This is a genomic window from Streptomyces sp. NPDC090077 (assembly GCF_044747545.1).
Lineage (GTDB): Bacteria > Actinomycetota > Actinomycetes > Streptomycetales > Streptomycetaceae > Streptomyces.
Genome location: NZ_JBIVEG010000035.1, coordinates 41,657 through 67,340, shown reverse-complemented (window position 1 = coordinate 67,340; position 25,684 = coordinate 41,657). Strand labels below are relative to the sequence as shown.

At 67.8% G+C, this 25,684-nt stretch carries 18 protein-coding genes and 1 pseudogene; 10 read left to right on the top strand and 9 right to left on the bottom strand.

The features are described from left to right. The first annotated feature begins 483 nt into the window (after positions 1-483). The 7 genes from ACIPW5_RS34955 (at position 484) to ACIPW5_RS34925 (ending at position 14,981) form a co-directional block, all read left to right on the top strand. Positions 484-3,939 (top strand): helicase-related protein, encoded by a 3,456-nt coding sequence (locus ACIPW5_RS34955; protein ID WP_401253926.1) that lies wholly within the window; start codon positions 484-486, stop codon positions 3,937-3,939. Then, positions 3,939-5,837, top strand: a complete 1,899-nt coding sequence (locus ACIPW5_RS34950; RefSeq protein WP_401253924.1) for a hypothetical protein — start codon at positions 3,939-3,941, stop codon at positions 5,835-5,837. Before ACIPW5_RS34955 ends, ACIPW5_RS34950 begins: the two co-directional genes overlap by 1 nt. Positions 5,838-5,937: 100 nt before the next feature. After that, complete coding sequence (locus ACIPW5_RS34945) at positions 5,938-7,482, top strand: hypothetical protein (RefSeq protein WP_401253921.1); 1,545 nt, start codon at positions 5,938-5,940, stop codon at positions 7,480-7,482. A gap of 167 nt (positions 7,483-7,649) precedes the next feature. After that, entirely contained in the window at positions 7,650-9,131 is a 1,482-nt protein-coding gene (locus ACIPW5_RS34940; protein ID WP_401253919.1) for an ATP-binding protein, read from the top strand. Positions 9,132-9,194: 63 nt separating this feature from the next. Then, the gene (locus ACIPW5_RS34935) at positions 9,195-11,972 is read left to right on the top strand and encodes a Z1 domain-containing protein (RefSeq protein ID WP_401253916.1); all 2,778 of its coding nucleotides are present in this window, start codon (positions 9,195-9,197) and stop codon (positions 11,970-11,972) included. Continuing rightward, on the top strand, positions 11,969-12,979 hold the full coding sequence (locus ACIPW5_RS34930) for a PD-(D/E)XK motif protein (protein WP_401253914.1): 1,011 nt from the start codon (positions 11,969-11,971) through the stop codon (positions 12,977-12,979). Before ACIPW5_RS34935 ends, ACIPW5_RS34930 begins: the two co-directional genes overlap by 4 nt. After that, a complete protein-coding gene (locus ACIPW5_RS34925) occupies positions 12,972-14,981 on the top strand; it encodes an AIPR family protein (RefSeq protein ID WP_401253911.1) in 2,010 nt (669 codons plus the stop codon). The genes ACIPW5_RS34930 and ACIPW5_RS34925 overlap by 8 nt, the downstream gene beginning before the upstream one ends. Before the next feature lie 18 nt (positions 14,982-14,999). Here the strand turns inward: ACIPW5_RS34925 and ACIPW5_RS34920 are convergent, their stop codons facing one another. Continuing rightward, the gene (locus tag ACIPW5_RS34920) at positions 15,000-15,188 is read right to left on the bottom strand and encodes a hypothetical protein (RefSeq protein WP_401253908.1); all 189 of its coding nucleotides are present in this window, start codon (positions 15,186-15,188) and stop codon (positions 15,000-15,002) included. Positions 15,189-15,243: 55 nt separating this feature from the next. Here ACIPW5_RS34920 and ACIPW5_RS34915 point away from each other — a divergent pair. Then, positions 15,244-15,417: pseudogene (locus ACIPW5_RS34915) on the top strand (very short patch repair endonuclease); the annotation flags it as partial. A gap of 234 nt (positions 15,418-15,651) precedes the next feature. On the opposite strand, the gene dcm reads toward ACIPW5_RS34915, so the two are convergent. Beyond that, on the bottom strand, positions 15,652-17,634 hold the full coding sequence (gene dcm, locus ACIPW5_RS34910) for a DNA (cytosine-5-)-methyltransferase (protein ID WP_401253905.1): 1,983 nt from the start codon (positions 17,632-17,634) through the stop codon (positions 15,652-15,654). A 599-nt stretch (positions 17,635-18,233) separates the two neighbouring features. Here dcm and ACIPW5_RS34905 point away from each other — a divergent pair. Further along, complete coding sequence (locus ACIPW5_RS34905) at positions 18,234-18,635, top strand: DUF5958 family protein (RefSeq protein ID WP_401253902.1); 402 nt, start codon at positions 18,234-18,236, stop codon at positions 18,633-18,635. A 23-nt stretch (positions 18,636-18,658) separates the two neighbouring features. Here ACIPW5_RS34905 and ACIPW5_RS34900 read toward each other — a convergent pair whose 3' ends face one another. From ACIPW5_RS34900 to ACIPW5_RS34885, 4 genes are all read right to left on the bottom strand, one after another. Then, positions 18,659-19,495: a S1 RNA-binding domain-containing protein gene (locus ACIPW5_RS34900; RefSeq protein ID WP_401253899.1), complete on the bottom strand. Its 837-nt coding sequence runs from the start codon at positions 19,493-19,495 to the stop codon at positions 18,659-18,661. Between the two features lie 87 nt (positions 19,496-19,582). Further along, a complete protein-coding gene (locus ACIPW5_RS34895; RefSeq protein ID WP_401253896.1) occupies positions 19,583-20,143 on the bottom strand; it encodes a hypothetical protein in 561 nt (186 codons plus the stop codon). Between the two features lie 155 nt (positions 20,144-20,298). Next, a complete protein-coding gene (locus ACIPW5_RS34890; RefSeq protein ID WP_401253893.1) occupies positions 20,299-21,123 on the bottom strand; it encodes a DUF4253 domain-containing protein in 825 nt (274 codons plus the stop codon). A gap of 9 nt (positions 21,124-21,132) precedes the next feature. Then, complete coding sequence (locus ACIPW5_RS34885) at positions 21,133-21,621, bottom strand: ATP-binding protein (RefSeq protein WP_401253890.1); 489 nt, start codon at positions 21,619-21,621, stop codon at positions 21,133-21,135. A gap of 356 nt (positions 21,622-21,977) precedes the next feature. Here ACIPW5_RS34885 and ACIPW5_RS34880 point away from each other — a divergent pair, with 356 nt between their 5' ends. Beyond that, the gene (locus ACIPW5_RS34880; RefSeq protein WP_401253887.1) at positions 21,978-22,574 is read left to right on the top strand and encodes a nucleotidyltransferase domain-containing protein; all 597 of its coding nucleotides are present in this window, start codon (positions 21,978-21,980) and stop codon (positions 22,572-22,574) included. On the opposite strand, the gene ACIPW5_RS34875 is transcribed toward ACIPW5_RS34880, so the two are convergent. The 3 genes from ACIPW5_RS34875 to ACIPW5_RS34865 are packed head-to-tail and all read right to left on the bottom strand — an operon-like array spanning position 22,561 to position 25,520. After that, entirely contained in the window at positions 22,561-23,019 is a 459-nt protein-coding gene (locus tag ACIPW5_RS34875) for a PPC domain-containing DNA-binding protein (protein WP_401253884.1), read from the bottom strand. The two genes, ACIPW5_RS34880 and ACIPW5_RS34875, sit on opposite strands and share 14 nt — an antisense overlap. Before the next feature lie 27 nt (positions 23,020-23,046). Then, a complete protein-coding gene (locus ACIPW5_RS34870) occupies positions 23,047-24,048 on the bottom strand; it encodes an asparaginase (RefSeq protein WP_401253881.1) in 1,002 nt (333 codons plus the stop codon). Positions 24,049-24,107: 59 nt separating this feature from the next. Next, a complete protein-coding gene (locus tag ACIPW5_RS34865; protein ID WP_401253878.1) occupies positions 24,108-25,520 on the bottom strand; it encodes a helix-turn-helix domain-containing protein in 1,413 nt (470 codons plus the stop codon). Positions 25,521-25,684 lie beyond the last annotated feature (164 nt).

The window sequence follows — 25,684 nt, the reverse complement described above, 5'->3', positions numbered from 1 at the left end:
CGACCACTGCTCGTCAGAAAGATCCCCTCGTCCCACATCAAGATCATCACGATGCGGGACGAGGAACGGAGCCGACTTTCAAAACAGGGCCTAGCACGCCGCCCCCTCCCTCGAATGGAGGAGCGATCGATCTGAGACGTAACCAGCTAGCGGATGAGCTGGATCAAGACAGATTCTGTCAACTTAGCCTACTCACTTGTGACTTCGTCCAGCCGCACCTGATGCTGCTGGGGTTCGAAGAAGCAGAAGATGTCCGGCTATGGCGTCGTGCCATGGCGGCTTCTGACTCACGGACCCTGGAGTTCCCGTGGACACCCCTGTCCTGCGGGCCGGTTCGGCATGCTCGTCATCCCCGGCACGCAATTCGGAGCCGCTTCGGCTCCCCCGTCGCGAGTCTGCAAGCGACGGCACCTGCCTCATCAGGCCCTCTTGCAGCCCCATCCCCTTGTCAGCGGCACGCGCCCGGTCTCATGCGGGGACGCCGTGACCACTTCCCCCTTCGAGCCGAGCGTCGCCCAGCAGACAGCGCTCGTCGTGCACCTCGTGAGCGCGGTGGTCAGCGACGCAACCGGAGAGGCCCAAGGCGACGTATGCCTGGGCGAACCTCCCAGTGCCCGCTACTTCATGGAAAGCCTCGGCCCCCACACCGTCGAGCCGGGCGGTGCCGCTCCACGGTACGGACGGACCACTCCGGACAGCCTCGGGTTCGAGTTCGAAGCCGAGAATGCGAGCTCCGTCACGGTCAAGGCCAAGGCCTCGTTCTACTACTCGGCGCTGCCGACCCGGTTCCAGCAGCTGGAGTGGGCCGGCGAACGCGAGGAGCCGTACCGGCTGGCTCCTTTGTTCAAGCGACTTGGTGTGACGGTCGGGCCGGTGGAGATCGTCCTGGGGCACGAGGCCGGTCTGCGGCAGACCCTGGAAGCCGAGTTCCGGCACGCCTTCGCAGAGGCCGTCGAGCTGGCTCTCCGCGACCCGCGGATCGACCGTCGCGTCGGGAGCGACCGCCGAGAGCGACTGGTCCCCCCTGCTGCGATGACGGACGACGGGGCCTTCGAACAGTGGCTGGCCCGGGAGGTGGGCGGGGACCCCGTGGTGCCGTCCCCCGCCGCACACGTCGTCGTCACGTCGAGGCCGGTCGCCTCCGGCCGGCTCCGTGTGACGGCGACACTCCAGAACCTCGCCAAAGACCCCGTCGTGACCGTCCAAGGCCGGGGTAGCAACGCCGGCCGTACGCGTCGTGACGAGGCCAGGGACAACGCCCTGTTCCGCGCGGGCCTGGAAGTCGAGGGCGAACGTCTACTGCCGATCACGATGGACCTCGGTGCCGACGCCTATCGCTACTCCGGGGAGCTCGGGGCGTACGCGAACAACTGCGGTGTCGAGCCGCGGTGGCATGACAGGCGACTCGTGGCTGTGCGCAGTGTGCCTGTCCCACAGCACGACACCCACCGCGCCGTGGCCCGGAGCGACGAGCGATGGGGATACGCGGCGCTCGCGGCCGACCCGCTTCCGGTTCTCGACGACCTCGCCGACGAGATGGAGGCGTACCTGGACTCGCCGGCCTGGAGCACATCGGACCTCCAGGACAGGCCCGGACTGGCCGATCGGAAGGAGGCCGACCGACGGGCCGCCGCGCTTGAGGTCTCGCGGTTCCGCGACGGCATCGCGTGGTTGCGACGGGACAAGCGCCTGCTGGTGGCGTTCCAGCTCGCGAACGAGTCCATGACGGAGCTCAACCAGCGTCGGAAGCGGCCGAGTCGGGGATGGCGGCTGTTCCAGCTCGTGGCCATCGTCAGCCAGCTCGGCGCCCTGGCCTGGCGGGAGCACCCGCAGCACCTCTTCTCCCCGGGGCTCTGGGGTGACGACCAGGGCGTGGATCCGACCGAGGCGGCAACCGTCGTCTGGTACCCGACCGGCGGCGGCAAGACCGAGGCGTACCTCGGGCTGGTGCTGGTGTGCATGTTCTACGACCGTGCCAGGGGCAAGGCGGTCGGGGTCTCGGCCTGGTGCCGTTTCCCCCTCAGGTTGCTCACCCTGCAGCAGACACAGCGGCAACTCGACGTCGTCGCTGCCGCGGACATCGTCCGGGACCGGAACGCCGACAGGCTCAGGGAGATCGGCGGTGACCCCGGGTGGCCGTTCTTCATCGGGTTCTACGCCGGCGGCGGCAACACGCCGAATTCCCTGACCGCCGACCGCACGCTCGACCGCCTTCGGTCGAGCGAGGCGGAGCGGCACGCGTTCCGGCTGGTGCACGACTGCCCGTACTGCGGTGAGCGCTCGGTGCACATCCCGCCACCCGACCCGCAGCGCCTCAGGTTGGAACACGTCTGCGGCAACGAACGGTGCGGCAAGGTCCTCCCGATCGTCGTGGTGGACACGGAGATCTACCGCTACCTTCCCACCGTCGTGGTCGGCACTCTGGACAAGCTCGCGAACATCGGACTGTCGGACCGGTTCGGCGCGCTCTTCGGGGACGTCGACTGCTGGTGCACTCCCCACGGATTCGGTCGGGGCGGCAAGTGCCACGAGCGTCACGCCCCAGGCCATACGAAGTCACCTCCCAAGCCCTTGGGGGCTCCCCTCTACGACCCCTCGCCGTCGTTGGAGATCATCGACGAACTCCACATGGTCAACGAGGAACTCGGTGCGTTCTCGGGGCACTACGAGGGGCTCCTGGCGGAGGTCCAGCGAACGCTGACAGCCCGGCAGCGCCCCGACGGACGGGGGGTCCGGATGAAGGTGGTCGCGACCACCGCGACCATCCGTGGCGAGGACCGCCAGAGCGAACACCTCTTCGGCCTGCGGTCGGTGGTGGTGCCTCTTCCCGGCCCCAACCTCGACGAGAGTTTCTACTGGCGCCTCGACCGGGGTCTTCCACTGCGTCGCTTCGTCGGGGTCATGCCGACACGGGGTACGGCGGAGATGACACTGATCAGAATCCTGACGTCAGCGCACCGTGCTCTGTGGAAGCTCGACCAGCGTCGTGATCTCCCCCCGGCTCTCGAAGCCTGGCCGGAGGAGGAGCTCCGCGCAGTCGTCGATCTGTACCGCACGAGTCTCACGTATGCGACGACGCTTGTGGACTTCGGTCGCATCCGGCGCTCGCTGGACACGCAGGTCAACGAGGCTCTTCGCAGGGAGGGGTTCAGGGATCTCCGCGTAGCCGAGCTGAAAGGCGAGACACGGCTGGACGAGGTGCGTGGTGTCCTGGACGACCTGGGGAGCACCAACGGCAGCACTGGCATGGTCGTCGCGACGAGCATGGTCAGCCACGGGGTCGACGTGGACCGGTTGAACCTCATGCTGTTCAACGGGATGCCCAGGTCCATGGCCGAGTACATCCAGGCGTCGTCGCGGGTCGGCCGTGCGTACCACGGCCTCGTGTTCATGCTCTTCAACCCGGTGAGGGAGCGGGACCGGTCTCACTACCGGTACCACGGCAAGTTCCACGAGTACCTGGACCGGATGGTCGAGCCGGTGGCCATCAACCGCTGGAGCCGGTTCGCCGTGCGCAGGACCCTTCCCGGGATACTGATGGGCCATCTCCTCCAGATCGCCAACCGGGACTGGTGGCGGGCGGGTAACGCGCCAGGGCACCTGCACGACCTCTCGAAGATGCAGGCCGCGCTCCGTGATCCTTCGATCGGAGGGCTCGAGGGCGTACAGCTCACCGAACTGCTCGAGGCACTGCACACGGTCTTCCAGTCGGATCGCCCGGAGGGCCAGGAACTCCACAGTGACCTCGAGGACATGGTGGAGCATGCACTGGCCAGTCTCCGCTCCGCCGGGGCCTCTGCCGGCCTCTCCGGTGGCAACAACCGCGGATACCGCGCCACAGGCGACTACCTGGGCCTCGAATACCGGCCCATGACGAGTCTCCGGGATGTCTCCGAGGGCATTCCGTTCCACATCGTGTCCGACGGCAGGAGGTCGTGATGGCGTTCAACCCGAGGAACGACGACATGGCCCGCGACCGGGGCCAGGTCCTCTACCGGTACCGCCCCGGTCAGACCTTCGACCACCGCGGCGGCTACACCGCCCAGGTGGTGCAGTTCGGACGGGACGAGGAGTTCGACGGCCCCTCGCTCGACCGCGAGCACCTGGTCCAGGAGGCCATGCGGTTCGTACGCAGGTGGCGGGCCGCTGGCCGCGCGTTCGCCGCCGGCTCCGACCGGGCACCCGAGTTCCCCGGAGACGAGGACCGGCTCGCCGATCGCCACTACGAGGTCGTGGTCCCCGGCAAGGTCTTCTGCCGTATCTGGCCTCGGGTGGTGCGCTGTGCCAGCGGCAGGTGCGGACACGTCTGGTCGGCCAGTGACCCCCGGCCGGGCACGGACGACTGGCCGCCGGCCTGCCCCGCGTGCGGCAACACCGTCGGCAACCGGCAGCTCCAGTTCGTGTTCGCACACAGGTGCGGCGAGATGTCGCCCATGTACCCGCCGAGCAAGTGCCCGAGGGGACACACCCGGTTCAGGCTGGACGACCGTGCGAGTCGGTTCCGTGACTTCCGGTGGGAGTGCATGACATGCGGCTTCCCGCTGGGTGTGCAGTGGAGCTGCAGCAACTCCTCGTGCAGCTACCCGGACAAGTTCATGCATCCCCTGCTCCACACGGCGGGAGCAGCGCATGTCGGCCAGGGCCTGACGCTCGTGAACGTGACGACGACCGAAGAGGCCACCCGTCAGACAAACCCCCTCTACACAGCCGCCGTGCTCGGCTGGTGGCTCGGTGAGATCACCGAGGAGGAGTTCCGGCGACTTACGGACGGGCACACGGTGGACGTCCCCGACGAGGTCGTCGAGAGCATCCGTGTGATGGAGGAGGCCGGTCTGCACGACCAGGCGCGTGCGCTGCGGGCGCGCTTCATGCCCGTCGAAGTGGACCATCTGAGGGAGCGGGTGGGCAAGGCTCTCGCACTCGACACCGAAAGCGACGACGCCCGCGGGCTCGCAGCCGAGCTGCACACCTACCGTCGGGTCCTCAACCTGGAGCGCCTGGGCGTCCCCCGCCTACAGCGGGAGGCACGCAACGCCGAACGCCACGCACTGTACGAGCGCTACCCCGAGGTCCTTGCGGCTGCCGGCCTCGGCCGGGACACCTGTCTGGTGAGCGATCTCCCGATCACCTACCTCGCGATCGGCTACAGCCGGACGGGTTTCAGCCCCGAGGAGGCGGATCTCGTGCCCTACCGGGGGCGCGCCTCACGGGGCACCCCTGAGAAGACCCTGCTCTACGCGCACCCCACGCAGGCGGAGGCGCTGCTCTTCCCGGTGGACAGGGAACGGGTGAGCCGGTGGTTGGTCCGCAACGAGCTCGTGAGTCGACGCACCCTCGACGACGCCGGCGGCGTCGCCCAGTGGCTGGTGCACCAGCTCGGTCCGAGCGACGGCAAGGCCCTCTCCCACGAGACCCGCCCGGCACCGGGGCATCCCGACCTGCCCGTCCACGAGCTGTTCGGTCTGCTCCACTCCCTGTCGCATCAGCTCCTGCGGGCGCTGGCAGTCGACAGTGGCTACAGCGAGACAAGCCTCTCCGAGTACCTGTTCCCGTACGACCTGGCCTTCGCCATCTACCCCAACGGCGGAAGCGAGTTCAGCCTCGGAGCCATGCGGACTGTACTCGAGCAGAACCTCGACGCGGTCGTGAGCCGGGCCGTCGACAACGACTCCTGTCTGTACGACCCCAACTGCATGATCACGAACGAGGGTGCGGACCACGGTTGCCTCCAGCTCCCCGAGACGGCCTGTCAGTCCTGGAACCGGAACCTCTCCCGCTGGCACCTGTTCGGTTCCCCCGACGGCTCGAACGTCGGGTACTGGGACCCCACCCTCTGAATGCCCGGTGGGGAGGGTCCGCGCTCTGCCCTCCCCACCACCGGCCCCGCCAGACGTCGCAGGGCCCGTCGAACACCGATCGCCCACAAGTGGAGCCTGCGTGAAACCCGAACTCGACCTGCTGGACACCATCGCCAGCGCTCGTGACCAGGTCCGCTCACTGCGTGGCTGGAACTCCGGACCGGAGCGGATCTACGACCTTCTACGGACGGCGACGAAACTCCGCGCGATGGAGATCAGCGCAGGAATGATGACGGACCTGCCGTGGGAAAGCGTCCTCGCCCAGCTCGTCGTCTGGCACCACGACTACCCCGTCGGCACGGGCACGTGCTCGGAGAAGGACGCAGCCGAGATCGTCCTTGCCGCGGCGGCGGCCCGACGGCTGGACCTGGTGGAGACCGGCGTGCGGAGCGGGGCCTATCAGGTACGGATGACCAGGGGTAACTTCCGGATGCGCCACCGCTGGAACGCATCGGCCGAGGTAGCCGACATGTTCCTCGAACGCGACGCACGTCCCACACGGCTACCGGAGCTGTCCGAGACGGAGCGCCGATGGATCTCCACTCGGCCTGTCGACTCCCGGACCAGCCCGCCACCCGAGGTCCTGCGCGCTGCCGTCCAGCGCGCCTCCACGACGATCGAGGCATACCGGCAGTCGGTGCCCGAAGGACAGGTGCCTGATTCCTTTCCCCTGGGTGAGGGGATGACCGCCGGCGACATGATCAGCGTCCTGGCCGTGATCACGGGGCTCGCCTCCCTTTGCGAGCAGACAGCGCACAGGCGCTCCCGGCTGGAGACGACGCTCTTCCACCTGACGGACACCCGGCTGATGGCCGTCCTCGCGGAGATGTGCCCGGACGTCTCGGAGGCACACCAGGCTCTGGTGGTGGAAAGACTCACTTACCGGACCGGGCGCTCGTGCAGGACCTGCCCGCTGATCCGACACGGCGATGTCCTCATCGTCTGCCCGCCCCTCGTGACTCCGAGGGCCGTGGACCCGATCATGCTTCGCTCGGCCGCCCATGCCTCCCGGGGATTCGGTCGCATAGGCAGGGAACAGGGCGAGCGCGCAGCAGCGTGGGCTGCCTGGCTGCGCACGACGCCCGGCACCTCGGTCGCGGAACGGGTCTCGGTCGTCAGGACCGACGGCAGGTCTGCTGGCGATCTGGACGTGGTCGTCGTGGACCCGGGCAGGCGTCTCGGTCTGTGCCTCGAGATCAAGTGGCCGATCGAAGCACTCTCCCTGCATGAGGTCATGAAGGTCGAGAACTGGGTCACCTCCGCAGCCCAGCAGCTGGACCGCGTGAGGGGAGAGCTGCGGGCGGGCACGGCCACGGCCGAGCTGCCGGCCGGCTGGCCACCGTTCGACGCGATCGACTGGACCTGGTGTGTCGGCACACCCCAACAACTCGGTCTTCGCCCTCTCCCGGCGCCGGACATGCACGCCACCTCTCTCCGCTACGTACAGGCCCTGGGAACGCCGCCTGATCTCGACACCTTGGTGTCAGCCCTGACGCGACCCGACCTCCCCACCGAGGGAGTGCACTACAACGTGGTGAAGAGAACGTTTCCCGTGGGTCGGGGCCAAGTGCACATGGACGCGCTCCAGGTGTCGCCGCTCGGTTGGCACCCACGGTTCCGGTAGGACGGCGCCGCCGCCCTGTCGCCTCATGAGTCAAAGGCCCTTCCGCAGCACGCGGAGAGGCGTATGGAACGTTCACACCCCAACTCGACTACCCATCCAGGGCCCGAACGGCATACGTGGATAATCACAACCAGTATCAGAAACCGGAAACAGGCTGGACATTCGGCGTGACGTACGACATAGCAGCTCCGGAGCCGGCGGGCATGGTTGCCTCGCTCAGTTCGCTCGGGTACTCCCTGCCTGCCGCCATCGCGGATCTCGTGGACAACAGCATCTCCGCGGGGGCGTCCACGATCGACGTCGAGTTCACCTGGGCTGGGCAGGACTCCTGGATCGCCGTTGCCGACGACGGTGCCGGGATGACCGCCGGCGAGCTCGTGACCGCCATGACCGTGGCCGCGCGAGGCCCCGCGACGCCCCGAAGCGCTACGGACCTGGGGCGCTTCGGCGTCGGCCTCAAGTCGGCCTCGTTCTCACAGGCCCGACAGCTCACCGTCGCCACCGCCACCGCCACCGCCGGTGAATGGCACGTGCGCACGTGGGACCTCGACGTCGTCGAGAGGTCGGGCGAGTGGCGACTGCTACGCGGCGCGGATGAGACGACCGGGGAGTTGCTCGACAGGATCCGGGGTGAGGCGGACCACGGCACCGTCGTGTTGTGGCGGCGCCTCAACGGCTACCACGTCGACGCGGTGACGGTGGAGGACGAGCGGACCCAGAAGCAGTTCTACGCGGAGGCCGCTCGCACGGAGTCCCACCTGGGCATGGTCTTCGGCAGGTTCCTCACCGGAAGCCGTCGTCGCAACCTGCGTGTGTCGGGCAGCCCCGTCGAGCCCTGGGATCCGTTCCTGTCCCGCCACCCGTCCGTACAACCGCTTCCGGTCGAGCGTCTGCGGTCGGGGGCAGGTTCCGTACGGGTGGAGGCGTTCGTCCTCCCGAGTGCCCAGAGACTCGCCCCGGACGAGTACGAGAAGGCCGGCGGCCCGCGTGGGTGGCTCGACCAGCAGGGGTTCTACGTGTACCGCCGGGACCGTCTGATCCTGGCCGGTGACTGGCTCGGACAGCGCGGGTTGCGCCGCGAGGAGAAGTACAACCTGGCACGGATCGCAGTGGACATCCCCGCCGAGACGGATGTCGAATGGGGGGTCGACGTCCGGAAGTCCAGTGTCGTCCCCCCGGTCGCACTGCGTTCTCATCTGAGGCGCATCGCCCTGCAGGCCAGGAGAAGAGCCGCCGACGTGCTTCGGCACCGCGGGCAGATCGCTGCGCGCACGCACGGGGATCCGCTCGTGTACGCGTGGAACGTCCGTCGTGTCGACGACCAGGTCACCTGCCGGATCAACCGGGGCCACCCTCTGGTGAAGGCAGCTCTGCGTTCTGGCGGTGCCGGCTCGGATGACGTGCGTGCCCTGATCCGTCTGCTTGAGGAGACGGTGCCGGTCACTGCCCTTCGCGTGATGCACGAGACGGACACCAGCGACGACCCCGAGCCCTTCGGGGGACCCGGGCCCGCCGACGCCGAGGCCACGGAGGTCGCACAGCGCATCTACGAGGCGCTGGTCTCCGACGGCCGCTCGCCTGCGGCCGCTCGCGAACGCCTCCGGACGATGCCCCCCTTCGACCAGATGCAGGGCTTCTGGAACGGGTGAGCCCGTTGTCCGTACCCGCCCCTAGCCTGCCCCATGCCGTTCCCGCCCAGCCGGAGGTCTGCTGTGAGTTCCACCCCCGAGGACTCTCTCGAATCCCTTGCCAAGGCCCGTCGCCTGGTTCTCGCACTTCTGTCGCAGGACCGTCAGCCGACGCCGGAGGAAGTGCAGAACGCGGTCACCGTCATCTTCGGGATGCTGGCTGGCCAAGGTGAGGTTCTCGACCGTGAGCAGCTGGCCAAGGAGATCGAGGTCCTGACGGCAATCTTCCAGGAGGGCTCCTCCGGGCTGGAGAGCGACAGCGGGCACGAACCCTGGCTGCCGGAGGCCAAGAACGACCGGGCCTGGGACTTCTGGGAACGCTACCGCCGGTACCTTGAGGACGTCAGCGGCTACCCTCCGCTTGTTGTGCGACGACTGGACCAAAGCACAGACGAGGTCCTGAGCCAACTCGAGGACCCGCGCCGTGCCGGCCCATGGCGCCGGACCGGCCTCGTGATCGGACAGGTCCAGTCAGGCAAGACCAGCCAGTACATCGGACTTGCTGCGAAAGCCGTGGACGCGGGATACCAGTTCGTGGTGATCCTCGCTGGCATCCACAACGACCTCCGGAGTCAGACACAGCTGCGTGTCGACGAAGGGCTCCTGGGCTTCGACACGAAACATCACCAGCGGTCCAACCAGAAGGGGAAGTCCCGACTCATGGGTGCCGGCCGGATGCCTGGTGCCAGAAAGCTCGATATCGCCTCTCCGACTAACAGCTCAGAGAAGGGCGACTTCGGTCGACAGGCGGCAAACGCCGTCAACTTCCCGCTCGGCCGTTTCCCGGTGGTCTTGGTGGTCAAGAAGCACTGGAAGATCCTCGAATACCTGCGAACGTGGGTGACCGAGGTCCAGGGCACGGAGGACGAGACTGGTAACAAGGTCGTGCGCGACATCCCGCTGTTCGTCATCGACGACGAAGCGGACAACGCCTCCATCAACACCGAGCGCGATCCCGACGCAGATCCGACCAAGACCAACGGTGCGATCCGCGAACTCATGAAGAGCTTCGAGAAGTCGGCCTACGTCGGGTACACCGCCACTCCGTTCGCCAACATCTACATCGATCCCGACGTCGACCACGCTGAACTCGGCGCCGACCTCTTTCCCGACAGCTTCATCCGCACCCTGCCTTCCCCGACCAACTACCTCGGACCGGAACGGGTATTCGGTCTCCAGGTCGACAACGACGACGAGGAGGACGTGCCCCCGCTTCCACTCGTTCGCCCCGTGGACGACGCCGAGAGCTGGATCCCGAGCAAGCACAGGTCCTCCTTCGTCCCCTCCGACGACCTTCCCCAGTCCCTTCGCGAGGCGATCGCCTCGTTCGTCCTCGCCAGCGCTGCGCGACGGGTACGAGGGCAGATGAAGGTGCACAACTCCATGCTGGTGCACGTCACCCGCTTCACAGCGGTCCAAGGGATCGTTCGCGACCAGGTGGACGACTACCTGCGGCTCCTCGCGGACTCCCTCCGCGATCGGTACGGGCAGGCACAGCAGCGCATGGCAGAGCTCCGGGCCCTCTGGGAACGGGACTTCGTGCCCACCACGGACCACTTCCCGACGGACGAGGCCCAACGCATCACCTGGGAGGACGTGTCTAGCCAGCTCATGCCCGCTCTACGAAAGATCGTGGTCAAGACGGTGAACGGCGCCTCCCGCGACGCACTCGACTACTACGAGCACCGCAGAACCGGTCTATCGGTCATCGCGATCGGAGGCCAGAAGCTCTCCCGCGGTCTCACCCTGGAGGGACTGACGGTCAGCTACTACCTGCGCACGTCCAGCACGTACGACACCCTGCTTCAGATGGGACGCTGGTTCGGATACCGGCCGGGGCACGAGGACCTCTGTCGCCTATACACCACGCCCGATCTGAGGGCCAAGTACATTGAGGTGACTGCTGCCACCGACGAACTGCGTCGTGAGATCGAAGAGATGGCAGCGTTGGACCTCAGTCCAAGGTACTTCGGGCTGAAGGTCCGCGCTTCCTCGCTCGGCCTGGCCGTCACGGCCGCCAACAAGATGCGCCAAGGCACGAAGGTCATGCTCAGTTACTCCGGGGAGGGGCCGGAGACGGTGATCTTCAACCTCTCCGACGGGGTACCCGAGCACAACCTCAAGGTACTCGGGGACTTCGTCCGTAGACTTGATGGCCTAGCCACCGCCCAGCAGAAGGCGGCGGGCGCCAACGTGACATGGAAGCAAGTGTCCTCCGACGCCATCGTGGACTTCCTCACGCGCTACGAGACCGACCGCATGGCCCAGAGGGTTCGCCCCCGCTTCATCGCGAAGTACATCGAACAGTGCATGGCCGTAGGTGAGCTCCCGCAGTGGACGGTGGTCCTAGTTGGCAAGCAGGCAGCCAAACCAGAGGACATCGCCGGTTACAGTCTGGGGCCCGTAGAGCGCGCGGCGCTCAACGATGTCAGCAGCGACGGTCGGTACACGATTCGCCGGCTGCTCAGTCCTCCCGACGAGTACCGCGACCTCGCTCCCGACCAGGTGAAAGCCGCCCTGGAAGCGACACAGAAGGCTGCAGCCCTCAAGAAGCGGGAGAAAGTGCCCCAGTCACCTTCGGGAGATCACGTCCGCTGGCAGCGCCGCGCCGACCAGGCGCTTCTGCTCGTCTACCTGGTCGAGCGGCCGGCGACCGAAGACGGTCCGGCACAGCCGCCACTGGTCGGCTTCAAGGTGAGCTTCCCACGCTCCGAGCACCAGTCCGACACCGAGTACGTGGTCAACGCCATCTGGCAGAAGGAGGGCCTTGACACCCTCGACGACGAGGAGGACGGGGAGTGACCGTCACCGAAGCCGAGTGGCGTGACCTGGAGGCACCCCAGGGGGCCCCGGGCAGGTCCCGTATCCGCCTGTACCCAGACGCCCCGTTGGACGTCTTCCTCTCGGTCTCCCACCCGGCACAGCAGCGCATGCTCGTGCTCAGGGCCGACGCTCGCTCCGCCGACCACATCGTGCGCTCCGTGCGCCAGCTGCCTCGTGCTGCCGGGCTGGAGATGAACGTGAGCGCCGTGTCCCGTCTCGAGTACGAGCTCCAGGTGGTCCTCACCGCTGACGAGCTGCGCGAGGTGTTCAACCCGCTCGTCACGGACGTGGCTGACACGGTCCGAGAGGCCCCCGGTGCCGCAGCAGCCCTGACAGCGGCGGTGGAGAGGTTCGAGCGGTGGCAGGACCTCCTTCGCGCCGTCGGCAGAGACGGTCTCGGCCCTGAGGCCCGTCGTGGACTCGTCGGCGAGCTCCTGGTGCTGCGCGACCACATCCTGCCTGTCGTCGGGCCGGCCGAGGCCGTCGATGCATGGACGGGGCCGAGGGGAGCCAATCAGGACTTCCAGCTGCCCGGAGTCGCCGTCGAGGCGAAGGCCAGCACCGCCAAACGGCCCCGCAGCATCCGGATCGCCAGCGAGCGCCAGCTGGACGGCACCGGGACGCGCGCGCTCCTGTTGGCGTTGGCGATGCTTGACGAACGGCGGGGTGGATCAGGGGAGAGTCTGAACCGCTTGGTGGACCGCATACGCGAGCAGCTCACGAGCCCTGTCGTCCGAGCCGCCTTCGACGGGCGTCTCGTGCAGGCCGGCTATCTCCCCAGCCAGCGAGACGTGTACGAGGAGCCTCGCTACACCGTTCGCGACCTGCGCTTCTGGCACGTGGGGGAGAATTTCCCGAGACTCGTCGAGGCAGATCTTCCCGAAGGTGTCGGTGAGTGCTCGTACCACGTGAACACCTCGGGACTTGACCACCACCGCGCCACGACCGACGAGGTGACCGCACTGATCGGGGGACCCTGTGCCTGAGCTCGACCTGTCCCAGTACGCCCACGACGTCGTCACGGACGTCCAGGCCACCGCCGACGCCGAGGGGACCACCACCCCGGAGACGTTCACGCGGCGCGTGTTCGAGGACCTGGAGCGGGCCGGCATCGTGTCCAACACGTTCACCGCCTACCACTCGGCCCACGGTCATCTCGTGCACGGGTACGGCATCGGGGACTCCGGGGAGTGCCTCGACCTCTTCGTGACAGACTTCGACCTGGACCCGCTGGAGTCCAAGCTCACGAAGGGGCAGGCCGAGACCGCGTTCAGGCGCCTGCTGACGTTCGTCCGCCGCTGTCAGGACGGGCTGCGTCAGCACATCGACGAGTCCTTCGACGTGTACGACATGTGCGCGGCAGTGGAGAAGGCGCTCACCGAGGTACGGAGGGTCCGGCTCTTCCTGCTCAGCAACCGCGTCGGCACGAGTACCGCCTTCCCGCCCACCGAGTTCGACGGCCTCCCCGTGACCCACGAGGTGTGGGACCTGGCACGGCTGCACCGCCACGAGACGTCCGGCAGCATCAGTGAGCCCATCGTGGTCTCGTTCGATCCCCCGCTGCCCTGCGTCTCGGCACCCAGCAGCGAGCCGGACCACTCGGTGACCATGGCCGTGATCCCCGGTCAGAGACTGGCCGAACTGTACGGGGAGTACGGGACCAGACTTCTCGAGTTGAACGTCCGGTCATTCCTGCAGGCCCGCGGATCGGTAAACCGAGGTATCAGGGAGACCCTGCTGCACTCACCCGGCAGGTTCCTGGCGTACAACAACGGCATCACGGCTACCGCGTCCCAGGTCGACTTCGTGCACGGCCCGGACGGCACCCCCACGGGTGTCTCCCGGGTGCACGGGCTCCAGGTGGTGAACGGCGGTCAGACCACGGCCTCGTTGCACTACGCCTCGAGCCGGGACAAGGCCGACCTGTCTCACGTGACCGTCCAGATGAAGCTGACGAAGGTCTCTCCCGAGCGGCTCTCGGAGATCGTCCCGATGATCTCCGAGTACTCCAACACCCAGAACCGCGTGACGCTCGTCGACTTCAGCTCGAACCACGCGTACCACGTGGCCGTCCAGCGGATCACCCGATCGCTGTGGGCGCCGGCGACGGACGGCAGCGGCCAGGAGACCCACTGGTTCTACGAGAGGGCACGCGGCCAGTACACCGACGAGGTGGCCAAGGCCCGGACGCCGGCGAAGCAGCGCACCTTCAAGAAGCTCAACCCGACCAGTCGGAAGTTCACCAAGGCGGACCTCGCGAAGTACGTCAACTCCTGGAGCCTCCTCCCGTTCAGCGTCAGCCGCGGCGCGCAGAAGAACTTCGTCGCGTTCATGGACCGCATCAGCGAGGCGCCCCCGCGGGTCGACGTCCAGTACTGCCAGCGCGTGATAGCCATGGCGGTCCTCTTCAAGGCAGTCGACCGCATCGCGGCGAACCACGAGGCGGGCAGCTACAAGAGCATGATCACGACCTACACCATGGCGCGTCTGGCGCTCGCCACGGAACAGCGCATCGATCTTGACAGGATCTGGCGTGAACAGAAGGTCTCGCCAGCCCTCGAAGCCGCGATCGACGACCTGTGCCCCCGGGTCATGCGGGTTGTCACCAGGCCGCGTGAGGGCAACCACGTGGGTGAGTGGGCCAAGAAGCCCGCCTGCTGGGACGCCGTCTCCCGTGTGGCCTGGTCCGTGCCTCGCGATCTGGAGGCCGAGCTCCGTGATCATCCGCTGGACGACGCGGCCCTCGCTGGCGGTGCGGAAGGCGATCGGGGGGCGAGCTGCGAGGTGACGTCGGTCCCGGCGGACGAGTGGTACGCCATCGAGCGATGGGCGAAGGAGACGCACAACCTGGATCCCTCGCAGCGCCAGCTCACGAAGTACGTCGGTCGGCGACTCGAGCTCGAACAGGAGGTTCCCGAGCCGCAAGCGGTACAGGCACTGCACGCGCGCAACGAGGCGCTTTCGCTCGGGTTCGTCCCTGGTCCGTAGGTCCGACTCGTCCCGCCCTCAGAGCTCCCCGCGCTCGAGCAGGTCCCTCATGGCGTCCTCGGCGCGGCGGAGCACAATCCGCCCGTCTCCGTCGCTGAAGGCCAGGAGGTCCGCCCCGGGTGCGATGCCCGCCTCCGTGAGCAGGCCGATGGGGAGCTCGACCCGGCCGTGGTCGTCGACACGGAGTTCTGCAGGTTCACGAAGCATGGGACGAGTGTGGCACCCTCGCACTCGTAGGCCGACGACGGGCTGGGGCTGAGGCATGGCAGCACGTGAGGAGACCACGGGCGCGGATTGGGTCAGCACCGAGCTGAGCGGCCACCTGCGTGGTCGGCGCGTCCGCGACACGAAGCCGGAGGTGGCCCTCCGGCGTGCCGTACACCGGCTCGGCCTCCGGTTCCGCCTACAGCGCAAGGTGGCTGCCCGTTGCACGGCGGAATTCGTCCTCCCCAGGTACAACGTGGCGGTGTTCGTCGACGGGTGCTTCTGGCACGGATGTCCTGTGCACGGCCGAAGGCGTTCCGCGGCCCGAACGCCTCCCTGTGGGAAGCGAAGATCGAGACCAACAAGGATCGCGACCGCCGGAACACCGCAGCAGCCCAGGCCGCCGGCTGGACCGTCGTCCGTGTCTGGGAGTGCGAGATCCGGGCGGACGTCGAGCACGCTGCGCTCAGCGTCGCCCGGCAGTGCGACCAGGCTCGCGAGCCTGGGCCGGCACCGTCTCCCGTCCGTGGGTCCCGGTCAACGCATCTGTGAACAGGTCGCCCGAGACGCTCTCCCTGGCAACGCAGTACTTGCTCAGGGGGCACAGCTCGCAGAGCGGCTCCTTGGCTCGGCAGAAGCTGCTTCCGATGAGCCGCAGCGCCGCCATACGCAGAGGCGCGTCCTCGCCGGCTCCGACGAGCTTCACCAAGTCCACTCGACCGTCGCTGAGCCTGTTCGTGCGATCCGAATCGCTGCCGTGCAGACGGGCGGCGACGCGCAGCGCCCCCTGCCCGATCCACAGGAGATCCTCGCCGACCAGCAGCCGGTAGACCGTGGCCTCAGCCGGCCTCAGCTTCAGCTGCTCGCGGACCTTCTCCTCGTCGCCCCAGACGCTCGACTTGCCGATCACCGCGGCCAGCCGGGCGACCCGCGCCTTCGCTGCCTCGGAGGGTGCCGCCGCAGTGAGTGCCTCGAGCGCGGCCTTACTGAGGGACGTCCGCCCCCGCACGACCTCGACCATCTCCGCCAGCTGCGCGGGCTGGATCCGGGTCCCGGACAGTATGGCCACGACGGCGGCCTGCAAGCCGGACATCTGCTCGCCCGGAAGCTGGTACCAGTCCTCCGACTCACGCCGTCCTTCGGCCCAGGCGGTCAGATCCCTTCGCACCGTGCGCCAGTGCGGCTGGAGTCCACCCTCGCTCGGTCCCTCGTCAGCCACGGCCAGCAGCGCCTCCGCCGCAGCCTCGCCAAGAAGGGGCGGCACAGCGTTACCGATCTGGCGGAAGGCGTCACTGCGCGTGCCGGCGAATCGGAACTTGTCCGGGAAGGTCTGCACCCGCGCGGCCTCACGCACGGTGAGGGTGCGCGGCTGATCCTGGTCGGGGTGGATGTACCAGTAGCCGTCCTTGGCGATGTGTGCGGTGATCGACCTGCTGAGGTCCGCCCAGTCGAGCTTCTTGTACTTGTCCGTGAAGTGGTCGGCCTTGTAGCGCTGCAGATCCGGGGTGATCTCCGAGTACAGGGTCTTGGAGTCCATGCTGGAGAAGATCTCCGCGTCGTCCTTCCGGACCCGTCGGGTCATGTGGTCCCATACCCGGTCCTTGCGCGCCCACTTACGCATGTCCTGAGCGAACTTGGAGAGCTCGGACGGCTCGTCGTACGGGAGTTCGCGCTGCCCGACACGCTCGGTGGGCACGACAGGCAGCACCGGAAGGTCACCGATGGCGTCACGCAACGTGGTCCGCTGATCATGCTCCAGCTCCTGCCGCCACGAGAAGCGCTCCACGTCGTTCCTCGCCAGCAGGATCAGTCGCTTCCTGTGCTGCGGAACGCCGTACTTCCACGCATCGACGAGGCGGACCTGCGTCGCGTAGCCGAGGCCCTCCAGCTGCTCCTCGATGGTGCGTACCACGAAGAAGTCGTCGCCGAGACCCATGTCCGGCACGTTCTCCATGAGGACCGCACGCGGCCGGAGGCGCTTCACGACGTCGAGGTAGGCGCTCCACAGTTCCTTGCGGCGATCATGAGGATCGCGGCCGTGATGCTCCACGAGGCTGCGGATCTTGCTCCGGCCAGCCCTGCTGAACGGCTGGCACGGCGGGCCGCCGGCCACCAGATCGATCTTGGCCGGCGCCAGCATCTCGACGAGCCTGTCACGCTCGTCAGGATTGCCCAGGTCCATGTGGAGGCTCATGCCAGGGAAGTTCGCGGCGTGCGTCTGGAGGGCCCGCTCGTCGAAGTCGACCGCGGCTGCGACCGTCCACCCGGCTCGCTCCAGTCCGAGGCTCAGTCCACCAGCTCCGGAGAAGAGGTCGACGGCCAAGCGCTTGCCAGCGCCGAAGCCACCCAGCCATTTGTCGAAGTTCTCGGGCTTGCAGCTGTTCCTGTGGCGCTTGAGCTCCAGGTAGTCGCTTCGCTCCAGAGGCACCCCATAGTGCTGCCTGCGCACTGCGCCAACCTCCATCGGACGAGAAGAACGAGCACCAGGAGATCACACAACCTCTGGCAAGATCAAGAATCCGGCGTCTACCTCGGAAAACAAGATCGATTGGACGCCCCAGGCGCCCCGAGAATATTACGCGGCACCCACCCCTGTGACCGAAAGCAGCCCCCAGTAACTCCAGAGAAGGTCAATCATACGGACAAACACTGACAACATCACTAGGATTCCTGTTATCCATGCCACCCCGCAGACGGGCATCGCTCGCGGCAGCGCAGACACCGAGGCTCCGGCCATTACGACGTCCGCGGCAGCGGGTTTGATGCCCGGATCCTGCGGTCGGCCGATCTCATGGTCGAGCTGGAAGGCCCCCGGGGTGTTCACGAGCGTCCCTGACCAGGCGCTCCCGAGGCGGGAGAACAGCGCTTCCCGGCTGACTGGAGATCGTTTCCCCCGACACTGCACCGATGCCGCTCGTAGTGGGTTGGTGTTCGAGCGGCTGCGCACGGCAGAGTGGCGTGGTCAGTGGACTGTGGGCACGCATCCTGACGAGGGCGGATGAGTCCACGCCAGCGCCGCGGCCGAGTGCCGCCTGATCTTCCGGGGGCATGGTGAACGAACGGGACGTCTTGCTCAATGAACTCGCGCAGGGACTGCGCCCCATGTCCGAGGGCATCGAGTGGTTCGACAGCCTCGGCCCGGATGAACAGTCCGTGGTGCTGCTATTCCTGCGTCATCACTGTATCCAGGCGCGCGCTGTCGCTGCGGATGCGCCGGAGAGCATCCGCCGTGCTGGGCTGCGCCCGACGCATACGCCCGCGGTGCTGATCTCACGGGGCCGGATCGACGAGCAACTGGGAAAGATCGCCGGTCTCAGGCCTCGCGACGAACGCCGCAAGGCATTCAGGCTGCTGACCGCGGTGCTCACGGTCGCCGACGCCCGACGCCGCGAGCTCTACTGCTCCGGCGGCTGCGGTCACTGGTGGCACCATCTGTCTGCCGCTGAATGACTGCTCACAGCCTGCTTCCTCCCTCAGGAAGATCGCTTCCCGTCCTGTGGCATGTTTCTGGCGGACAGGGTGAGGCGGTGGCGTGTGAGGTCGACCTCGAGGATCCGTACGGTGATCTCGTCGCCCTCGCTCACGATCTGGCCGGGGTCCTCGACGGGCTCGTCACCGAACTCGGTGTTGTGGACGAGGCCCTCAACTCCGTCGGCGATCCGGACGAAGGCTCCGAACGGGATCAGCTTGGTGACCCTGCCGGTCGTGACAAGGCCTGCTTGGTCGGCGAAGGGAGCGAGCGGGTTCTCCTGGAGTGCCTTCAGTGACAGGTGGACCTGTCCACGCCGGGTGTCGACGTCGATGATCTTGCCAATGACTCGTTGGCCAGCCGTGACGGCGTCTGCGGGATGGTCGATCCGCAGCCAGCTCAGTTCAGGGCCTCTGATGAACCCAGTGCACAGATCGGCCGGTTCGCCGTTGAGGTTCACGAACACGCCAAAGTTGTGGACGCTCAGCACCTGACCTTGGTGTGTTGCGCCACGTGTAAGGCCAAGAAGGAACGCTCGCAGAGCCGGGTCCTCACACGCTGAGGCGGAGGCCCAGACGCACTCCTGCTGCCGGTCGACGGCTATCACTTCGAAGGTGAGCCGCTGTCCCTTGCTCACGACTTCGGACGGATGCCCGATCGCCTTGCGGGTCAGATCGCCACGAGGGATACGACCCACTGCTCTACCGGGACCGGAGAACCCGTCCAGTTCGACGAGCACCTCCCGGTCTTCGACGCTGATGACGCGGCCGGTGCGGACTTCGCCGGCCCGCAGCGTGTTCAGAAAGCTCTTCAATGCCTCGCTCGACTGGGGTTCGGTCACGTTCGTGACCCTACGACGCAGAGATCGCGCAGTGCCAAGGCCGTTGCGGGCGCGTGCAGTCCCCTGGTGAAGCCGGCGGCAGGCCTATCACCAGGCGCGGTCCCGCCACTCCTCAGCGGGGATGCAGCCTTCAGTGACGTCACAGCAGCGCTCGGCCCAGGTGGAGGCGACCAACACCGGCCTGCTCAGGACAACGTCCCCGGCGCGCTGGGCGCGGAGGACGAGGCCGAGCGTCTCGGAGCCGGGGTCTGCGTGCTGGGAGTACCGCAGGTCATGGCCGTTCGTGGACGTGTACTCGGTGAAGGCGTCCTCGAGCTCAGATGGGACGCGGCCGACGAGCCGCAGTCCGTCCAAGGTGACCTGTGGACCGCGAAGTGCGTTCACGGCGACGCAAGCCAGGCGGCCGGCGTCGTAGTAAGCCGTCACTGCCGGCGCGATTGCTGCACCGACGAGGGACAACTCCGAACTCTCAACAGGGCTGCCATAGCCGCCACGAGTGGTGAGGGGGCTCAATACGTCCGCGATCGCTGCGGCCGCTTCGTTGTGCGACATGCCGAACTTCAGCGGCCCGACACTCTCACCAGGGAGCATCTCCCACTGAACGCGGTCAGCCTCGTCGACAACCGTCCAGACGCCCACCTTCCACACCGCCTCACCCTGATCACTCAGCCGCCTACAAGGCAGCACAGATTATCTACCTCCGTCCGCGCCCAGAAGGCTTCGGTTGTTCGCCGACGCCAGCCGGATCGCAGGGCTTTGAAGGACGCTTCACCCGGGATGGGTGAGCGTTCCTGGGAAGCGGATCAGTCCCACCAGAAGTCCCAGTGATGGGCACCGGTGATCCGCTCAGCGTATGCGGCCAGTGTGTACGGCCTGTTGCCCTGCCAGATGTTGTCTGGGCAGAAGGCGAAGTGCTCGGCCGCGACCGGGAGAGCCTCGTGCTCGTCCACAGGTGGCGCGGCGAGGCTGAGGTGCAGCGTGGAGAACCCGACCGCGACGACACGGGCACCGAAGCGGTGTTCCCAGTCACGGAGGACCGCGGAGAACTTCGCGGTGTCGTTGTCGTAGTTGCAGGGTCCGGCCCAGCCCGCGGCCGTCAGCGCCTCGGCACCGGATGCTGCGGCGACCAGCCCCAGACGCGTCTGGGGGCGGTCGGCGAGGAATCCCTGCGCGAACTCGGCAGCCAGTTGATCGGGGTTCGTTGTCGTCTCCCGACTGGGCGCGAGACCGGGCCAGGTCTGTCCGAAGGGAGCCGTGACGGCGAGGCGCCTGTCGGCGTCGAGCATGTCGTCTTCGTCGACCGCTGTGTAGGTATCCCACCACCGGGCGAGGAGGTCGGACGAGTCGTGGCTCGCCGGGGAGGACATCTGCTCGGGAAAGACCTCTCCGGATCCCCACGGGCGGAATTCGCCGTCGTTCGGATCCAGCGAGTCGAGCAGCAGCGGCCACAGGCCGGAACGTGTGTGTTCGGTGTGCATCCGCGTCCACAGCTCGATCGTGGCCGGCCCGTCACTGAGCCACAGGGGCTGTACGTCTCCGTCGCCTTCATCGGACGTGACCATCCGACCGGGCGGAAGGCGACTCTCGTCGGAATCGGCGAGCAATTCGGTCAGGTGTCCCACGTTCATGGCGGCACCCTAACCGTGTGCGCTGACAAGGGCCGCCTGCTCAGCCGGCAACGCCGGGGCCAGTACGATCCAGGCGGCCTTGGCGCCACGTTCCGTGAAGTGGAAGCCCCACTGCCCCTGGGCCAGCTCGTTCACGATGCGCAGGCCCCGTCCACGCTCGACGAGCAACCTGCTCGCCTCCTCGACCGGTTCGGCGTCCGACGACGACGTGTCACCGTGGTAGAGGCCCGCGGGGAGCAGAGGGTCCCTGTCATGGATCTCGCAGATGTACCTGCCGGCGACCGAGCGGACGTGCACCTCGCACGGGCCGTACGCGTGCTCGTGCGCGTTCGCCACGAGCTCCGAGACGGCCAAGACCCCGTCACTGACGCCGTCCCCGGACAGCCCCAGGTCCTTGAGGACACGTCGCAGGACCGCGCGGGCTTCGCCCGTCGGGTTGGGAGTGCGGTCGGTCCAGCGGTACACGAGGCCGAGAGCGGCGGATGGCGCGCTGATCATCGGGCGACGGACCTCCTGTGGGTGACAGCGATGACCTTCTCCCGGCGCTGCGACGTGGTCGACGAAGTGCCGCCAGTACGCCGCTGAGAGGCATACGGCCGCAGGAAGCACCTGGCTTCGGGTGCGCGGCCCCGGAAGGATCGTGGCTCAAGCACCGGCCACGAGGCCGGTCTCGAGTCACGCAATCAACGATGGATGCCGGTGTCTCTGATGCTCATGGGCGTTTATGAGCTCAGGAGGCACGAGCGGGTGACAGGGCCCTCCAGCGAGACCGCCGACCCGCCGTCGGCCTTCGTCTCCGCTCCTCCGATCACTGGGAGTATGGGCGGGTGAGTACTGACGTGTTGGGACGCTGGGTGCCGGATCGTCCCGAGGATGTGGCCGCCGTCTTCGCCAAGGCGGACTTCCCGTGGTGGATCGCCGGTGGCTACGCGATCGAACTCGCGGTCGGCCGCGAGCTGCGCGCACACGGCGATCTCGACGTCCTCGTCCTCCGGCGCGACCAGGCCCTCGTACGTGAACTGCTGGCCGACTGGGACCTGTACGTGGCGGACCCGCCCGGCCAGGGACAGCTTCGACCGTGGCGTCCTGGAGAGGTCTTTCATCCGCCGCTCCACGACATCTGGTGCCGCCGCAAGCGCAAGGCGCCCTGGTCGGTGCAGCTCATGCTGGACGAGGCCGAGGGCACCCAGTGGGTCTCGCGGCGTGACCCGGCGATCCGGCTCCCGATCAACCAGCTCGGGCGCACGAGCGAGACAGGCATCCCGTATCTCGCGCCCGAGGTCCAGCTCTTCTACAAGGCGAAAGCGACCCGGGACAAGGACGAGACCGACTTCGAAGCGGTGCTGCCGCTGCTCGGCGCCCCGGCACGCGCCTGGCTGGCGGACGCGATCAAGGTGACCTCGCCCACCCACCACTGGCTCCGGCGGCTCCTGCCGGTCAGCCGAACGTGAGCAGCGGCACGTCGTAGAGGTCGGGGTTACGGGGTCGGGTCATCGTGGGCGACGTGACCTCCACGATCAGCAGCTCGCTGAGGAACTGGACCTTGGCACTGAGGAGGTGGCTCGTCCTGCCGTCGGCCGACTGGGCCTTCAGGCCGGCGGAGACGTGGATGTGCGGAAGTATCCCGCCGGTGGCCGGGTCGTGAGCGAGGGTGCCGGCGCCGAACGCCTCGACGTTGGTGACGTACGTCTTCGCCCAGACCGGTGCGTCCGGGTCGGCGAGCTTCTCGCAGGCACCCACGATCTCGGCCTCCGCGAAGGCCCCGATGAACGAGGGGATGTAGCCCTGCCGTACGCCGTTGTCCCGGCAGAAGGTGGACAGCGCATCGAAGAAGTCCTCCCCGTGGTCGAAGGTGACGCCGAAGGTACGGCCAACGGTCAGCTCGTGAGCACGCATGTGCGGGTGTCTCCTGAAGAGGTGGGGTCAGCGGGCGAAGGCGGCGGTGAAGGTCTCTCGGACTGCGGCCCCGTCGGCGCCCTGGGCGAGCAGGGCCTGCAGCAGGAGCCGGGCCTGGTACGGGCCGAGGTCGCCGGCGCCGATGAGTCCTCGTCCGAGGAGGTCCTTCTCGGAGCCGGGGAAGCCGTACGTGTCGGACAGGACGGGGCCGTTGCCGATACGGGAGGCGAGGACCACGGGGATGCGGGACGCGAGCTTGGTGAGCCCTTCCACGAGACGCTCCGGGACGTGGCCGACGCCGAAGGCCGCGACCACGAGCCCGTCACAGCTGCCGTCCCACAGGTCGAGCAGTGCACCGTCGTCGCCAAGGGCGACGACGTAGAGCCCGACACGCGCCTCACGGTCGGGGGCGCCGACTAGCGGTCCGCGGGGCAATAGGCCGCCCACCATCCGCACCCGGTTCTCCGCGACCCGCGCGATCGGTCCGCACGACGGTGAGGTGAAGGCGGCTGGGCTGGTGGTGTGGGACTTGCGGACGGTCCGGGCAGAGTGGATCTCGTCGCCGAGTACGACGAGGCAGCCGGCGCCCCTGAGTCCACGGTCGGCGGCGGCCAGGACAGCGGCATAGAGGTTGGCCGGGCCATCGGCTCCGGGCAGGGTGGGGTTGCGCATCGCGCCGGTGACGACGACCGGCTGCTCGTGACCGTGGTAGAGGTCGAGGAGGAAGGCGGTCTCCTCGATGGTGTCGGTGCCCTGGGTGATGACGACGCCGTCGACGTCTCCGGTCTCCAGCTCCGCCGCGATAGCGGCCGACAGCGCGGTGAGGTCCTCGAAGGTCAGGGAGGCGCCGGGCAGGCGCCGGAAGTCCCGCACCTTGAGGCCGATGCCGCTCGTGGCCAGGGCGGGTACCGCGGCGAGGAGTTCGTGGGCCGAGAGCGCGGGTACGACGCCTCCGGTGGTGGGATCGGTGGTCATGGCGATCGTGCCGCCGAGGGAGAAGACCGCCACGTTCCTGACCGACTCCGTCATGTCCCCTGCTCCCCTGTCCGGACGCCGCCGAGCGCGGCCTCGCGAGTGGTTCAGGCAGGCTATCGGGTCGGCGCCGTCCGGGTACGCGGAATGATCACCAGCTGTTCGGCCACGAACCGGCAGGTGGCCTCCAGCCCTTCGAGGCCGAGCAACCGGCTGCGCGGCCGGGCCAGCCGCTCGGTGCCGACGGCCGACAACTGTGCGCACCTGCGACCGAGCCAGGACGCATCGAGGTTGAGGTACTCCGCCGTTGCCGCGAGGCGTTGTCCGGCCTTCTCGGCCGCCGTGGCCGAGTGGTGGCTGACGTGGCCCGTCACCTCGGCGAACGTCCGCAGGGCTCCCGGCCGCGCGGTGACCGCGAGATGGGACGCCCCCTCGGTCCGTACCCATGAGGCGATGACGGCTCGGCGCCCGTGGGAGAGGGCGAAACCGTCGGTGTGCGCGAAGCCTCCGTCGTCCGTCACCCAGGTTCGGATACCGAAGGACTCCATGAGCGCGATGGCGAGGAACATCAGAACGCGCTCGTACGCCGGCGAGGAGGCGACCGCCGTCTCGGGGATGCAGAACCCCCGGCCGCTGGTACCGCCTGGATGCCGGGGCGCCATTCGTTCGAGGTAGCGGTACTTGTGCCGGAAGAACAGCCAGGTGGCGGCCTCCTCACCGCGCTGTTCCCTGGTCCAGAAAACCGGTGCGTCGCCCAGGTGGTCACGGTGGCCCAGGATGTACCGGGCTGCGGTCTCCGAGCCGATCAGCATCGTGGACACTTCAGTCAGGCCGTGGTCGGAGGCGAGCGGCGAGCCGGGGGAAGCGGTGAGCGAAGCCAGCAAGGTGTGCAGGGCCTGGTCGTCGCCGAGCAGCGCCGCCTCGAATCCCGACACGGCCCACAGGATGCCGTAAGTCAGGTCGTCCAGTTCGTACGCGGCCGGGATGTCGACCGGTTCGGAGGCGGTGCCGCGTACGCCGCTCGGCCTGGCGTCGGTGACGAACTGCCGGACCGCCCCGTCCACCGTGCGGTTCGCGACGACGAGCGCGCGCATCGGCATGGTGCGCCAGGCGTCCAGCTCCGGGCGGGAGTCGAGTCTCAAGCTGTCCCCGAGGAAGGAGGCCGCTGAGAGGCTCAGCACGGGCAGCGCCGTCGTCGAGACGGACCGGCCGGCGGGTAACAGGAGCTGGCCTGGGCCTTCGGGCAGCGCCACGTACCCACGCGCTGCGGTGTCCGCCGTTCCTGGTCGGCTCGTGGCGTCCGGGGTGTGCGGATCGGCCGTGGGGAGGAGCCCGAGCAGCTCTTCCGGAACTCCCAATGCATCGGTCCACTGAACGAACTGCCGTCGGTCGCGGATCTGTTTGAGCCCGCGCTCGAGTCTGCTGACCTCGGCTTGGTCGATGCTGACCATCCGCGCCACGCCGGCCTGGGAGAGGCCCGTGTGCTTCCTGAACAGCTTGACGACGGCGCCGAGTTCCCATGCGGCCACGGCTCGCCGGACCGTCGGATCACGCCAGAAGGCCGGGTCGGCCCGTCGGGCGGCCGGCCCGTCCTGGCACGAGGCGCATCGTGTACCGGCGTTGAAGCGACTGAGAAGGGCACCGCAGCGCGTGCACCGCCGCTGTCCGCTGTCGACCATGGTCGGCATTCTCC